The sequence below is a fragment of the Psychrobacter sp. TB55-MNA-CIBAN-0194 genome, assembly GCF_040309505.1.
Classification (GTDB): Bacteria; Pseudomonadota; Gammaproteobacteria; order Pseudomonadales; family Moraxellaceae; genus Psychrobacter; species Psychrobacter fozii.
Genome location: NZ_JBEOOW010000006.1, coordinates 62,996 through 77,874 on the forward strand (window position 1 = coordinate 62,996; position 14,879 = coordinate 77,874).

Annotated in this window: 12 protein-coding genes; 5 read left to right on the forward strand and 7 right to left on the reverse strand. The window is 41.5% G+C overall.

Translation table 11 applies throughout. The annotated features are described in order from the left end of the window. Positions 1–325: 325 nt before the first annotated feature. From ccoG to ccoN, 5 genes are all read right to left on the reverse strand, one after another. A complete protein-coding gene (gene ccoG / locus AAEY75_RS08645; protein ID WP_352259364.1) occupies positions 326–1,729 on the reverse strand; it encodes a cytochrome c oxidase accessory protein CcoG in 1,404 nt (467 codons plus the stop codon). 416 nt (positions 1,730–2,145) lie between these two features. Next, complete coding sequence (gene ccoP / locus AAEY75_RS08650) at positions 2,146–3,318, reverse strand: cytochrome-c oxidase, cbb3-type subunit III (RefSeq protein ID WP_352259454.1); 1,173 nt, start codon at positions 3,316–3,318, stop codon at positions 2,146–2,148. Further along, on the reverse strand, positions 3,318–3,497 hold the full coding sequence (locus AAEY75_RS08655) for a CcoQ/FixQ family Cbb3-type cytochrome c oxidase assembly chaperone (protein WP_057760804.1): 180 nt from the start codon (positions 3,495–3,497) through the stop codon (positions 3,318–3,320). The genes ccoP and AAEY75_RS08655 overlap by 1 nt, the downstream gene beginning before the upstream one ends. Then, positions 3,497–4,135, reverse strand: coding sequence for a cytochrome-c oxidase, cbb3-type subunit II (gene ccoO / locus AAEY75_RS08660; RefSeq protein ID WP_197100044.1), 639 nt, complete (start codon positions 4,133–4,135; stop codon positions 3,497–3,499). Before ccoO ends, AAEY75_RS08655 begins: the two co-directional genes overlap by 1 nt. 9 nt (positions 4,136–4,144) lie before the next feature. Continuing rightward, positions 4,145–5,626 (reverse strand): cytochrome-c oxidase, cbb3-type subunit I, encoded by a 1,482-nt coding sequence (ccoN, locus tag AAEY75_RS08665; RefSeq protein ID WP_110922690.1) that lies wholly within the window; start codon positions 5,624–5,626, stop codon positions 4,145–4,147. Positions 5,627–6,473: 847 nt separating this feature from the next. Here ccoN and AAEY75_RS08670 point away from each other — a divergent pair. After that, positions 6,474–6,863 carry an SCP2 sterol-binding domain-containing protein gene (locus tag AAEY75_RS08670; protein ID WP_110922691.1) on the forward strand — a complete coding sequence of 130 codons (390 nt, stop codon included), beginning with the start codon at positions 6,474–6,476 and terminating at the stop codon, positions 6,861–6,863. A 114-nt stretch (positions 6,864–6,977) separates the two neighbouring features. Here AAEY75_RS08670 and AAEY75_RS08675 read toward each other — a convergent pair whose 3' ends face one another. Beyond that, a complete protein-coding gene (locus AAEY75_RS08675) occupies positions 6,978–7,952 on the reverse strand; it encodes a hypothetical protein (RefSeq protein ID WP_352259365.1) in 975 nt (324 codons plus the stop codon). Positions 7,953–8,458: 506 nt separating this feature from the next. On the opposite strand from AAEY75_RS08675, the gene AAEY75_RS08680 reads away from it, so the two are divergent. The 3 genes from AAEY75_RS08680 to AAEY75_RS08690 are packed head-to-tail and all read left to right on the forward strand — an operon-like array spanning position 8,459 to position 10,757. Further along, positions 8,459–9,694 carry a lipoprotein-releasing ABC transporter permease subunit gene (locus AAEY75_RS08680; RefSeq protein ID WP_110922692.1) on the forward strand — a complete coding sequence of 412 codons (1,236 nt, stop codon included), beginning with the start codon at positions 8,459–8,461 and terminating at the stop codon, positions 9,692–9,694. A 47-nt stretch (positions 9,695–9,741) separates the two neighbouring features. Next, positions 9,742–10,422, forward strand: a complete 681-nt coding sequence (lolD, locus tag AAEY75_RS08685) for a lipoprotein-releasing ABC transporter ATP-binding protein LolD (RefSeq protein WP_197217642.1) — start codon at positions 9,742–9,744, stop codon at positions 10,420–10,422. Positions 10,423–10,451: 29 nt separating this feature from the next. Continuing rightward, positions 10,452–10,757: a hypothetical protein gene (locus AAEY75_RS08690; protein WP_197217643.1), complete on the forward strand. Its 306-nt coding sequence runs from the start codon at positions 10,452–10,454 to the stop codon at positions 10,755–10,757. Between the two features lie 65 nt (positions 10,758–10,822). On the opposite strand, the gene AAEY75_RS08695 is transcribed toward AAEY75_RS08690, so the two are convergent. After that, entirely contained in the window at positions 10,823–11,398 is a 576-nt protein-coding gene (locus tag AAEY75_RS08695) for a DUF2062 domain-containing protein (RefSeq protein WP_227686660.1), read from the reverse strand. A 325-nt stretch (positions 11,399–11,723) separates the two neighbouring features. Here AAEY75_RS08695 and AAEY75_RS08700 point away from each other — a divergent pair, with 325 nt between their 5' ends. Then, entirely contained in the window at positions 11,724–14,756 is a 3,033-nt protein-coding gene (locus AAEY75_RS08700) for a ComEC/Rec2 family competence protein (protein ID WP_352259366.1), read from the forward strand. Positions 14,757–14,879: the final 123 nt, after the last annotated feature.

Sequence of the window (14,879 nt, forward strand, 5' to 3'; positions counted from 1 at the left end):
TCTGGTTTGTCAGACATCTATAAACTGTATCAACGAACCATCTGACGGCTACATGCTGCCAGTGTAATGATAAACGGTTTACCTGCTAGTCATAGACCAACAGGTAATATGTATAATTATATACTAGGGCGTTTCTTCAATTCACTCGATAGTCATCTCAATGGGCCAAAAACGGCTAAATCTTGCCAAACATCGTCAAATAGCTGGTAAATATCCCGATATTATCTGCGCTATTTTTCTTGTTTGACGGCAATTTATCTCATTTTTATCACCATTTTTAAAATGAAGATACACCCTAGCGAAGCGCTCAATAGTTTATAGAAGCTTATTGAGTAGTAAAGACATTCTGCTTACTGACTTTGTATTGCCCATCTTCACTGGTTACATTTAGAGTGACTGGAGTCTGTTCGAAATCGATCACATCTGGATCGCCATAGATGCTAACCGGCATATCGAAGCTTTCGCCTGCCTCTAGTGGCACATCATTAAATCGTAGCTCTAAACTCAAACCATCTTTCGGTGCTAGTGTTATTTTATAAGCATGAGGATTCTGCGTTTTATTGGTCAGTTTAACAATATAACTGTTTTCAATCATGCCTTGATTGTTTATGGATGACAACTGATTACGGTCACGACGAATATCAATCTCTAAGGGCACACGATCCGTCAATGCATAAACAAGACCACCACATAAAATAGAAATAACTGCTAAATAGGCAAATAAGCGTGGACTAAATACACGAGTATCTTCTTTTTCTGCCAGTTGACGTTCTGTCGTATAGCGGATGAGCCCACGAGGGTAGCCCACTTTGTCCATAACGTCATTACAGGCATCGATACAAGCAGCACACTGAATACAACCTACCTGCAACCCATCACGAATGTCGATGCCAGTGGGGCAGACCTGCACACACATAGTACACTCAATACAGTCGCCCAAATGCTCAGGATTTGTGCCTTTTTTGCGTGTGCCACGTGGTTCACCACGCTCATAATCATAGGATACAACCAACGTATCTTTATCAAACATGACACTCTGAAAGCGACCGTAAGGACAGATTTGGATACACATCTGCTCACGCATATAACCTGCATTGGCATAGGTGGCAAAGGTAAAAATAAACATCGATACCCATACCCATGTTAGCCAATCAGGAATTGGGACAACACCAATCATTTGCCAGCTTTGATACAGATAATCTGTTCCAGCGACGTAGCTTACAAAAGTCGCCGCTGTGATAACTGAAAGTACAAACCAAATAAAATATACAGCAGAGCGTTTAAAGGCTTTTTGCGCGCTCATTGGTTCTTTATCGAACTTTATGCGTTTATTACGATCACCAATGATCCACTTTTCAACATACTGATACAGGTGTGTCCAAATCGTCTGTGGACAAGCATAACCGCACCATACGCGACCTGCATAAACAGTCACCATAAATAGCATAAATGCAGCAATAATGGCAAAAGCGGCAATGAAATAAAAGTCTTGAGTCAGAAATGTCGTACCAAAAATATAGTAATGCTGCGAGGGAACATCAAACCATATTGCTTGTCTGCCATTATAACGTAGCCATGGCAAAAGCAAAAAAGCGGCCAATAGGGCATACATTGTGATGATACGAATATTTTGATAAAAGCCTTTAATGAATCTAGGATGAACACGGTGTTTGGTGGCATCCAAGTCAATTTGCTGTACAGGGATTTTATTGGGTTGTTGTGCTGACATAAACGTGCCTCTTTAAAAAAAGAATCAGTTTGCTGGCATGATGAACAAACATCTTTAATCATAAGATGTATGAGCGAACGATGTTATCAATGTCAGTAGGTAGCGGATAAATCTTTGTTAAACCATCTACCAAATGATCAATTACGAATGACTTCATGAAAATGAAAAATAGCTCCATAAATCAGCGATTGATGAGCTGTTTTTGAGTGCGGCTATTTTAGCATTCTCCTTACTATAAATGGGGTAATAATAATAAAAAGCAATTAATATCTTACTCTAAAGATATGCCAGTTATGCACTAGCCAGTATCCAGATTGCATGCCTTAGCAAAAGCATATAAAAAAGGGAGAACTGCAATAACAGTTCTCCCTTTTTTCAATCTCATTCATTTACGACAGAGCAATCTACTAAAAGTATTAGTTAGCAGTAGCTTCTGCTGTTTCTACAGTTGGAGCAGTAGCAACAGTTTGCTGGGTCACAGGTGGTGTTGTCTTATCTGATAATGAATAAACATAAGCCGCAAGCAGCATAATACGTTCATTACCAAGTTTAGTCTGCCATTGTGGCATTACACCAGCACGACCATAACGTAAGGTGTCACGAATGGTTTCGCGCTCTCCACCGAACAGCCAGATGTTATCTGTTAGGTTTGGTGCACCTGTAGATACCATGCCTTTACCTTCTGGACCATGACAAAGTACACAGTTAGTAGGCTGATTAAATAACGTCTTACCTTGTGTAACTAACGTTTGGTCTAGATCGTAATCGTTTTGATTGCCAGAGATTGATAGTACATACTCAGCAACCGCACGCACACCATCTTCACCAAGGTTTTCACGCCAAGCAGGCATTGGTAATTTAGCAGGTTCTTTCTTGTAATCTACACCAATGTGCCAGCCGTTATGTAAGGTCAGCAAGATATTCTCTGGCTTTCCACCATGCAACCAATCATTATCAGTCAGATTTGGATAACCTGTTGCACCTTTAGCATTAGAGCCATGACATACAGAACAGTTCTGTAAAAATAAACGGCTACCAACTTTTAAAGCATTTGGATTTTCAGATAGCTTCTCAACATAAGGTGCAAGTTCTGCAACTTTGCCATCAATCTGAGCTTTTAAGTCTGCTGGTGCTGTTTCGCTATGACGCAAAGTCGATTGCATATCTGCAAGTGTGGCTAACGTTGATGTTGCACCACTGGCATCTGCTTTGGCCAAGATATTCTGTTCAAAGTTATCCGTAAATACTTTGTTGTTCTGTTCAAGCTCACTATTTAGCTCGTTATGAGAGGTCCACGGTACCGTTTCACCATCGACTTCTACCGTGGCAATTCCTTCCCAATGTTTGGGGAACATAGCTGGGAAAAATACCCAATAAGCAACACCCCAAACGATCGAACCAAAAAATATCACTAGCCACCATTTAGGCAATGGTTTGTCGTATTCTCGGATGCCGTCATATTCATGACCAGTGGTGCCATCTTCTTCTACGTCAGGTTTGTATTTTAGAACAAATAACAGAACCCCAAGAATAAAAAGCCAGCAGCCGATACTGATTAGCGTGATCCAAGAACTCCAAAAAAATGTCATCATTTATCCTTATTGCGCTGCTCTTCAGACAAAGACTTTATATCTTCGTCATCAAGCGCAAGTTGTGCATCTTCTTCGAAGCGTTTTTTGTTTTTTGGCGAATACGCCCACCATGCAACACCTACGAAGGCAATAAAGGCAGAAACGGTCGCAATTGTTTGTAATTCACCAATACCCATTAGCGCTGTCCTTCCATCGCGGTGCCTAGTTGTTGTAGATAGGCAACCAAAGCATCAAGTTCAGTGGCACCAAGAACAGCATCTGGCGCTCCTTCGATATCTTCTTCAGTATAAGGAACACCAAAGCGATCACGGAATAGGCGCATTTTGTCTTGAATGTTTGCACCATCCACTTCATTCTCAGCAAGCCAAGGGAAGCCAGGCATTACTGATTCAGGAACCAATGAACGTGGATTGATCAAATGCTGCTTTTGCCAGTCTTCAGAGTAGCGTCCACCAACACGTGCTAGATCAGGTCCAGTACGTTTAGAACCCCACAAGAATGGGTGATCCCACGTTGATTCTGCAGCACGCGAGTATGGTCCATAACGCTCAACTTCAGCACGTAGCGGACGAATCATTTGGGTATGACATACGTGACAACCTTCACGAATATAAATGTCACGGCCTTCGAACTCTAGTGCAGTCCAAGGTTCCATAGTGGGAAGGGGAGCATTAACCCCGCCTTCTTCAGGACCCTTGTTGTCATATATTAATGGTACGATTTCAACTAGCGTTGCAAAGCTAATAGCAATAACGATACCGATGACCAACAAGCCTGTATTTTTTTCAATAATTTCATGCGGTGTACCAGCCATGATAGCTCCTTATACGTTAGCTGCTGAAGGTTTATCAACACTAGTTTCATGATCCGTTGGATCAGCCACATCTACAGGCTTACCTTCTGGCATCTTAAGTGTTTTATAAACGTTATATGCCATCACAAACATGCCCGACACATATAAGAAGCCACCAAAAGCACGACCAATATATGGGAAATGTGAGAACTCAACAGTATCAACGAAGCTATATACCAAAGTACCATCTGGATTGGTAGCAAGCCACATCATGCCTTGGCCAATACCTGAAATCCACATAGACACGATATAGAAGATCGTTCCTGCAGTCGCTAACCAGAAATGCGTGGTGATTAAGCTAATAGAGTACATTTTTGGTTTGTTAAAGATACGTGGTAACAATACGTATAGTGAACCAATAGTAATCATACCAACCCAGCCAAGCGCACCTGAGTGTACGTGTCCTACTGTCCAATCCGTGTTATGCGATAGCGCATTGACTGTCTTAATAGACATCATTGGGCCTTCGAACGTCGACATGGCGTAGAACGACAATGCAACAATCATAAAGCGAATGATTGGATCGGTACGTAACTTATCCCAACTACCTGATAACGTTAGTACACCGTTAATCATACCACCCCAAGATGGTGCAAATAGGATGATTGAGAATACCATTGCTAATGACTGCGTCCAATCTGGAAGCGCTGAATAATGCAAATGGTGACCACCAGCCCACATATATGAAGCAATCAATGCCCAAAAGTGAACGATAGACAAACGGTACGAGTAAATAGGGCGACCAATCTGTACTGGAACGAAGTAGTACATCATCCCAAGGAATGCTGCCGTTAGATAAAAACCTACCGCGTTATGCCCGTACCACCACTGCACCATCGCATCAGTTGCACCGCCAAATAACGAGTAAGATTTAAATGCGCTAACAGGAATCGCCATGCTGTTTACGATATGCAGTAGTGCAATCGTAATAATAAAAGCTGCAAAGAACCAGTTAGCTACATAGATATGTGAGGTTTTACGTTTTATGAGCGTACCGAAAAAGACAATGGCATAAGATATCCATACCAAAGCAATCAAAATATCGATTGGCCACTCAAGCTCAGCGTATTCCTTAGTCGAGGTTAAACCTAGAGGAAGGGTAATAACTGCTGATACGATAACCGCTTGCCAACCCCAAAAGGTAAACCAAGCTAAATAAGGCGCAAATAACCTTGTCTTACAGGTACGTTGAACAATATAGTAAGACGTTGCGAACAGGGCAGAGCCACCGAACGCAAAAATGACCGCATTGGTATGAAGCGGTCTTAGGCGACTAAAAGTCAGCCATGGAATGTCAAAGTTGAGTGCTGGCCATGCTAACTGTGAAGCAATGAACACACCAATACTCATGCCGACGATGCCCCAAACTACGGCCATTATCGCAAAAAATCTTACGATAGTAATTTCGTACTCACGGTCCACTGGGGCGACTGCTGTGTTTTGTAAACTCATTGGATGATTCCTTTACAGCCCGAATTATCAACAGAATTAACTAACTCTCCGCACCATCTGCATCATAATAATTGATGATCAAATAGTAGTTGCGGTACATGCTGTTTTTTGGATTGCTTATAGTTTTAACGTTATTAGCTATCAATCTAAGCCATATATCAGCTGGTGCTCATATATAGAGGTATTTAAAATACACAGCGCTCATAGCCAATCGATAGTAGGATTATTAATAACTGTTAAGGTGAATAAGAAAATGCGCCGTTTTTGAACATCAAACATCTAATGAGGCTAAGTATTTATCTTAATTATTACCAATAAATCTGTACCAATGAAGATAGATACCAATATCCATAGGGCCATAAAAATGCACTGACCATAGACGTATGCTAGCGGCGGCTGACAAAAAAACATGTTTACGTAATGTTTAGTTAAAACTCCCGACTCTGTTTAAGGGTATTGTAACGCAATCCTAATCAAATATCATCAGAACTATGCGGCAAAATACAAACTCTTTGGTAAAAACTCTAGCGAGCAACTTATTATTGCTACGCTATCCACCTATTTTATACACAATTTTGTCATGATTCTAGAGGCGGTCTTTGGTTAGAAAAGGATAGTGATTGTGATACGTTATTGTCAGTATGAAAATAATCTTGTAACAATGGCAGCATGAGTCATGTAAATAAGTTTTACTTATCATCAAGTCGACCTTTATAATGAGGCTAAATATGATGGGTAGCAGCGTTTTTATATCGTTGCTATCAGAAACTATTTTATAATTTGATGTTCAGTCAGGCGAGGGTGATTAAGACCTTAGCCTCACATAATACTAATTAAGGACAATAATATGGCAGTTTTTTTGACAAATGAATGGTTTGAGCAAGTTGAGCAAATGGGTCAAGAAGCGGGTGAGCTTAATTTGCCGCCAGCACTTGCAAATATGATCGTCAACTTGAAGCTATCTGATACGGATCAAGATATTGAAGCCAACTTCACTAATGGCCTATTGCATCGCGGATTAAATGACGCGGCGACCACTACCTTGCTACTTGATCGCAGTATCTTGCAATCAATCATCACTGATTTTGATACCAATCAAATCATGGGTGCATTTATGAGCGGTAAAATTCGTGTTGAAGGCGATATGTCACAATTGATGGCAGTACAGACTGCTCGCCCAAGCACTGAGCAAAAAGAATTGTATTCTCGTATCAAATCTATGACGACTATGGCGTAGTTTTAGATTCACATGGTTCTATGTGATACGCGCTAGTTGACATAAAAAAAGCCTCTAATTCATATTAGAGGCTTTTTTTATTGATAAATTTAATAGCAACATGTTTTTGTTTGATTAACTGGCTTTTGATTGTTGCGTTGAGCTTTTTTGGTTTTGCTTATAGATAGCCGCCTGTAGCCAAACATTAGCTTGTATATAATCATGCACTTTAATGATGGCGGTCTCTGCAGTATTAAGCGCGCCAACACGTATTACAAATGGATCTGCATCTTGTTCGCGTAGTATGACGACATCAAACAAAATAATAGATTTGCCATTGAAGACAGTCTCTTGTTTGCCAAGCACTTGACCTTGACACCATGCTTCGTCTTCTTGTCCGAGTGTATCGCCAAAGAGATATGCACACATATGACCTAAGTTGATTTCGACAGGCGCCATTTGCTCTTTGGTCTCAGGTTTCCATTCTTTGATTTGATCTTGCAAATCGTCTGGTATCTTTCCATCATTGGCGGCAACAATGTCGTTAAAGGCACGATGATAGCGAATCGACTCTTGATCTTCGACCATAATCACTTCATTTTGTTCGCTGTGTTTGATCTCGTGCGCCCAGGCGCTAAGGTTCACGAAGTAAGAGGTATCTCGCTGATATAGATGACGATTGGTGGTATAAAGTTGATCAAAAGCATAAATGATACTGCCATCAGCCGTGTGTAAGCGTAGTACGGCATCATGTGATTTGTCATTAGCGATGATACGCTCAATTTTACAATTCAAACCATATGGGCTATCGACACAAGGATAGGCATTGATAAAGCACTCAGGCTTACCATTTTTCATCGCCAGTACTTGATTAATGTGACAAGGCTGATTTTCAGATAGTAATAGGCAGCTGTCTTGCGAGCTGACATTGCTATTAAGACCTTTAGGCATTGCTGCTTGTTCGATCATTTTCTGTAGCCACTCTGGTACATCATGGCTCATATCATCAGTTAAAATTCGCCAATGATCAGCGTGACCTGCAGATTGCTCGTCAGTTAAGGTTACCTTAGTAGGAGACTGGATGTTTTTATATTGGTAATTAATGGTCATGAGAGTACTCAAAATTAAGTCAGCGTGAAGTCTGTCGCTATAGCTGCGATTGCTGGTTATCATAACCTACTATGCTAAATATGGGTCTATGATGGCTAGCAACGTTGTCATCAGCAAAAGGTCAACAAACTACAATGAATGGGTAATGACAATTGTCCTTAGCATACAATATATAGGTATTGACGCAAGTAATAGCAAGTCCCACATAAAAAATAGTAACAAAACCCTATTTTTTAGCAAAAAACATACTCAGTTTTTGCTAATGATTGGCACATATCAGCCGATTTGTGTCAAACTAGCTCCCTTTTGACGGCTGTCTTAAGCTCGTCTGAAACCCAGTTTGTGTGCTCGTTTTATAGCATATAGCCAATCCTTTATAAGCTGGATACGGTGTCAGTCTCACTTAGTCTACTACTTGTAGTACTTTCACTTGCTTTCCTTGTATCCAAATTATATTGAACCGACTATATATAAAGTCGCACGTAGATAAGATAAAGAGTTTGAATATGTTTCGTCCTTTAGCGTTATTTATCGGCTTACGATATACCCGAGCAGAGCGTAGTAATGGTTTTATCTCCTTTATATCGCTGATCTCGATGATTGGTTTGACTCTTGGGGTTGCCGTATTGATCACGGTGCTATCAGTCATGAATGGTTTTGATCGGGAGCTAAAAACCCGTATTCTGGGTATGGTCCCACAAGCAACGGTCGTCTCATCCGAGATTATCAGTGACTGGGAACAATTGGCAGACAAGATTAAAGAAGACCCAGAAGTGGCAGCGGTAGCACCATTTATTCAACTGCAAGGGATGTTGACCTCAAATGGTCAGGTTGCAGGGATTATGGTCACAGGTATTGAGCCTGAGTATGAGAAAAAGGTCTCTATCATCAACGAGCACATGGTTGAGGGTAGTATTGATACCTTGCAAAATGGTGACTTTAGTATTGTACTGGGTGAAGAGATGGTGCAATCACTAGGGTTGCAACTCGGTGATAAAGTCACGTTAGTACTGCCAGAGGCATCACCATCAGCAGCCGGTGTCATACCGCGATTTAAGCGTTTTACCTTGACGGGTATCTTCACCATCAGTCCAGAAGTCGATAGTCTAATGGCCTTTATTCCTATGGGTGATGCTGCAAAACTGTTACGTCTGCCAGAGGGTGCGCAGGGTGTGCGTATGAAGCTTAATGATATCTTCACTGCGCCAATTGCCTCAGAGAAAGCGGCTGCGATTGCCCCTGATAGATTGTATCCGAATAATTGGACACAGACTCATGGCAATCTGTTTGGTGCCATTCAGATGGAAAAAGCGATGGTAGGCTTACTGCTCTTTTTGATTATATTAGTTGCAGCCTTTAATATCGTCTCTAGTCTCGTCATGCTTGTCACAGATAAGAAAGCGGACATTGCAATCTTAAAAACCTTTGGTGCATCACCTCGATTGATTACCCAAGTGTTTATGGTTCAAGGTGTGGTCATCGGTGTCATCGGTACGGTTGCTGGCACGATATTGGGTGTGATATTTGCCCTCACAGTCAGTGATATTTTGGGTTTCATCAATCAAGTCTTTAACCTGAACCTATTTGATGCGTATTTTGTGAACTATTTGCCGTCAGAGTTGCGTTTACTAGATGTGGTGTTGATTACTGGTGCATCATTTGTATTAAGCTTTTTGGCAACGATTTATCCGGCACGTCGCGCGGCTAAAATTCAGCCAGCACAAACATTGCGTTATGAGTAAATGATTTTATAAAGCAACAACTATATAAATAGAATAAAGGAAATACCATGTCTGCCATTTTAGAGGCGAAAAACATCAACAAGATATATGATGAAGGGGCAGTTAGTACTCAAGTATTGACTGGCCTTGATTTGACGGTTAAGGCTGGCGAGCGTATTGCTATCGTTGGTACCAGTGGCTCGGGTAAGAGTACCTTGCTACATTTGCTAGGCGGTCTTGATACACCTACTACGGGTGAAGTTTGGCTACATGGTCAATTATTAAATAGCATGAATGAAACCGAACGTGGTGCGATGCGTAATAAGCATTTAGGGTTTATTTATCAGTTTCATCATCTGTTGGCTGAGTTTACGGCTATCGAAAACGTCGCTATGCCGCTACTGATGCGACCAAAAGTATCGACGACTGAAGCACGCCAACAAGCGATTGATATTTTAGAAAGTGTCGGTCTTGAGCATCGTTTGATGCATCGACCAGGTGAGTTATCAGGCGGTGAGCGTCAGCGTGTGGCGATTGCCCGTGCACTTGTGACCAAGCCATCGCTTATCTTGGCAGATGAGCCAACCGGTAACTTGGATTATGATAATGCCCAAAGCGTTTTTGGACTGTTGACCGAATTACAAAATACGATGCAAACGGCACTATTGATGGTGACGCATGATCGTAATTTGGCCGCATTGGCAGACCGTCAGCTACTATTGCGCAATGGTCATTGGGAAGAGTATTAAGCCCCTTATGTCTGACAAGGATAAACATAATGAATGAAAATGAAGATCCAATCGAAGCTTTTGGCAGTGCCGAAGAAGGCAATGCGCCGCTACATTCTTATATGGATCCGGCACTGTTCGATACGCTTGATAGACAGGCACAGATAGATCTGCTGACACCTGTCTTTGATGCCATTACTCTGGCTGGTGTTGATTACGATCTCAAAGCCCAAGATAGTGCAACAGGCAAACGCTATACGCTATTCAAAGGTGAAGAGGTGATTGAGGTCTTTGTGATGGATAGCAATCTCACCAGTAATATCACGGAAGCCATAGAAAATAGCAAAGACGTGTAGTGTAGCTAGCCTAGCTTACAGTTGATACTGTTAGTAATCTATAATCTAATGGCATCTAGCATAGTTTAGGATTCAGGCGGTTTGTCAGAAGGTATATCCTGACGGTTTTGCCAGCTGACAACCGTTTTATAGCGCCAAATGGCTTTAAATGCTAACCCACAAATAATACTAGTCAACACTGCTAAAATAGTGAGTCCAATACAAAATGCCGCAATCGATACAGTGCCGCGATAGGTAATAAATGGATTGGCGCCATCTGACAATACCCACAAACTAAAATCAGCGATCATTCGTCCAATAAGTCGAAGACTGAGCACGGGTGCGTCGATAATTTTGGCACCGATGTAATAACCGGCATAAAAAATAGGCAAGCTAGTAAGCGGATTGGTAATCCAAGTCAAACCGAGCGCCATCGGAACATTAGCACGGAAGATTAATGAACCAACCAACGCTATTAGCATCTGTCCCGGCAATGGAAAAAATGCGCTAAGCACACCAATGTAGACCGCTTTATTTAGGCTGTGACGATTAAAATGCCATAATCGTGGATCAGCTAAATGCGGTGCAAACAGTTTTAAGGTGCGACTTTCTAGAATTTTCTCTGGTGTAGGAAGCAGGCTTTTTAGACGTTTTTGGGGCACAAGATTGCCTTTAATCGTTAACTACAGCCCGATCAATTATTTTGATGGACTGTTATAAGGTAATATTATTAATAAAAAATACGGATGAGATTATATAGTATGATAATGTCAGAGTATCGTCATCGTACTATGTATGAGCAGTATAGGGTAATATAAATATAAATGCCATTGTATGACGTATTAGCTACCGCTTGTTTGGGCTCAATTTTATGCCGATACTTCTCTGTGGTGGCAGGTTGTTTATGATGGTAGGTTGCTGCCCATTGTAACCAATGACTATATTTAGCCATATCATAATATTTATATCATCAAGCAAGGAGTGCTGGTGTATTGGTTGATCTGTAGCTTGATTATTAGCGCTATGATGGGCGTGTTGGCAGTTTTAGATAATATGCCGACGAGTCCGTTATTAATGGAGATTGCTAATGTCTCTATCGTACCTTTATCCCTAATGGCGCTTGCCATCGTTTTGATTATCCTTGTTCAATTCAATATACCTTCCGTCAATATCAGCCGTTCCTCACAAAAATCTTCTAGCTATTCTCCACTTTATCCTAAACTATTATGTCGTATTGCTCATCATTTGGTAGTCGCTATATTAGCGATTGGATTGCTTATTGGTAGCACGATGCAAGCTTTGCTAAGCCACCAACAAGCAGAAATGAAAGCAGTCACTGAGCCTATGCGTTTGCAAGCGTTGGTGACCGTTGAGGGGATAAGTGATAGCGTCTATGATGCAAATACAGAAAGTGGTTATCGACAAGTGGCGGTTATTAGCCATATATCACCGCTGGTATCAGAGTTAGCATCGCAAGACTTAGATGATATTACCGTTGGTTTTTTAGGCGATGGCAAAAATAGCCTAAGTGAAAATTCCTCAAATAAGGATATGTCGCATGATAACCATTCAAATAACAGTTTAGATAGCAGTGGCAATGGCAGTGAGGAGATAGAGTACCGTGTATTACTCAATGCCTATCCAAAAAAATCCCTATCTACAACGTCTTCAGGCAGTGATCAGTTTACAAAATTAAATCATTTGCAGCCAGGTGATCAGCTGTTTATGAGTTTGACGCTTGCACCACTGGCTATCTCCGAACAAGCCCTAAACAATCCGTCTGGTTTTGATAGCTATCGTTGGCTGCGAGGTCGTCATATTGATGGTGTCGCAAATATATTGGCGGTTAGTACATTGCCCGTTACTGATGGTGAATCATCAAACATATCGCTCGCTTCCGATAGCTATCTTCAGCGTTTGCGTACTCGTATTGACCAAGGGCGTTGGCAATTGCGGCAGCATTTCTATACCGATTGGCGTGATAAAACCACAGCAGAGCAGCAAGCAAAAGCCGTTACGCTCAGTCTACTGACAGGCGACCGCAGTTTAATAAATCGCGATACCAAAGATTTGTATCAGCTGGCAGGTATCTCACATTTACTGGCAATATCAGGGACGCATGTATTGTTTTTAGCGATTGTATTGGCGGGTGGTGCAGTTCTAATCTTTGATCGATTCTGTCCAGTTGTTTATCGCTATATACCACGTTGGCAAGTGCGTTGGTGGGTGATGATTGGTGCTGCTTTTGTCTATGCATTATTTACAGGGTTTGATGTACCTGCTGCCCGTACTGCATGGATGCTACTGGCGATAGGCTTGGTACGTTTAACCTTATTACCTATCAGTACTATGCGTGTATTGTTTGCACTAGCAGTATTGATGGCATGGCTTGATCCTTATGTACTATGGCAAGCAGGGTATTGGTTGTCCTTTATTGCAGTGGCACTATTACTCAAATACGAAGACACGTCCTATAAATACAGGCAAGTATCTGTATTTAGTCATCAAGCTGGAGCCTATAAATCTAATGCCATAAATGGGTTGGCCAAACGTGTTTGGATGATAGGTAGACGCATATTCAAATTACAGTTTTGGTTGTTTATCACTTTACTACCTATTACGTTACTGCTGTTCGGCAAGGCCTCACTATGGGGACTTTTCATCAATCTATTTGCTATCGGCTTATTTGGTTGGGTGATTGTACCGCTCAATCTACTGGCAGGGCTTTTTTATCTGTTGTCACCTACTATCGCTGATAGGATTTGGGCACTCGTCAGTGCCATTGTTGCGAGCTTGCATGAGCTAATGATATGGCTGACGTCATTACCATCGTTGTCAGAAGCATGGCTCTACACACCTGTGAATATGGCTATCTTATTGATGGTATTGCTGAGCATATTGCCTTGGCTGTTACCACGAGGGTTTATCAGTCGTTGGCTAGTATTGCCGCCATTGACTATGCTGATGATGACGGTCTATGCCAATCAGCAGTCACTCACGATGACGCCAACGTTATATATATTACCGACGGGTGATCAATATATAAGCGCCGCTCTGTTGCAATATCCTATTACCAATCCTGAAAATACTAATAATAAGAGTGTCAGTTGGCTGTTTTTAGCTGATCATAGACCGAAAGCCACACGAACGATGCCAAGTAACTTGACGGTAGAGAAGCTCTCGACGATGTTGGAGCAGCAATTGGGCAGTTTATCGATTAATAAGCTAGAAGGTATTACCGTACAGAGTGGTAGAGTTGGATTAACGGATACGCTGACAACGGATGATAAGCATGCTGATATTAATACTATAAGTTCTGAGCTATTACCACTGACGGTTGCCCAGTTAAATCAGCATTTACCCATCAATCAGTACTGGCAAGCAGGGCGCTTTGATCGTTGGTCTGTACTTCAGCGCTCATATAAGGTTGCCAGTCAATCTAAGAGTAAGTCAGATATTAAAGTGCAAGGTTGCGAGCAGGGTAAAACATGGCAGCTACCGAATGGCGACTTGTCCATACAAGCATTGACAGGTTGGCGCACAATAGATGATGAAAGTGTTTGGGATTGCACGCTCGCTATAGACACTGGCTTACCAATACAAGTACTAAAATATAATGCCGCTGATCCACTCAGGTCATTACCTGCAGCTGTACAAACACTGCCATCGAACCTTTCATTCTTGATGCCTAACGTAGCAGCGACTACATCACGTCTAGTTTTGAATGTAGATACTCATCAGCGTGTTTGGCAGATGTGGGAGTTGTTGTGTTCAACGGAGCCACTATTTGATCAAGCAGCCACTGGTCAAACACCCATTAATCCAATAACTACTGAGCCAATAACCATTAATCAAAGAATAATGCCATCTAATATCACATGGCTGGGACACAGTACATCGCATATAACTGCCAATGTACTAGGCCTTCAAAGCATTAATGAAATTATGACTTATGATGATAAAGCGCTAGCGGTGGCACTATCTATAGATGATAACTTTCAGAGCAAATTCTCATACTAAATTATAATAATACCCTTCAAAAAATTGCTCATACTCTTAGCGTTACAATATGGTGATATTTCACAGTTATACTATTGAACCATAATGGAAATGCGACCATACTTACCAACCTATTAATATAAA

Coding starts and splice junctions, on each gene's coding strand:
- ccoP (WP_352259454.1), bottom strand. CDS start 3,318: ATGACATTTTTTTGGAGTTCTTGGATCACGCTAATCAGTATCGGCTGC.
- AAEY75_RS08690 (WP_197217643.1), top strand. CDS start 10,452: ATGAATGAAAATGAAGATCCAATCGAAGCTTTTGGCAGTGCCGAAGAA.
- AAEY75_RS08680 (WP_110922692.1), top strand. CDS start 8,459: ATGTTTCGTCCTTTAGCGTTATTTATCGGCTTACGATATACCCGAGCA.
- ccoN (WP_110922690.1), bottom strand. CDS start 5,626: ATGAGTTTACAAAACACAGCAGTCGCCCCAGTGGACCGTGAGTACGAA.
- AAEY75_RS08670 (WP_110922691.1), top strand. CDS start 6,474: ATGGCAGTTTTTTTGACAAATGAATGGTTTGAGCAAGTTGAGCAAATG.
- ccoO (WP_197100044.1), bottom strand. CDS start 4,135: ATGGCTGGTACACCGCATGAAATTATTGAAAAAAATACAGGCTTGTTG.
- AAEY75_RS08675 (WP_352259365.1), bottom strand. CDS start 7,952: ATGACCATTAATTACCAATATAAAAACATCCAGTCTCCTACTAAGGTA.
- lolD (WP_197217642.1), top strand. CDS start 9,742: ATGTCTGCCATTTTAGAGGCGAAAAACATCAACAAGATATATGATGAA.
- ccoG (WP_352259364.1), bottom strand. CDS start 1,729: ATGTCAGCACAACAACCCAATAAAATCCCTGTACAGCAAATTGACTTG.
- AAEY75_RS08655 (WP_057760804.1), bottom strand. CDS start 3,497: ATGGGTATTGGTGAATTACAAACAATTGCGACCGTTTCTGCCTTTATT.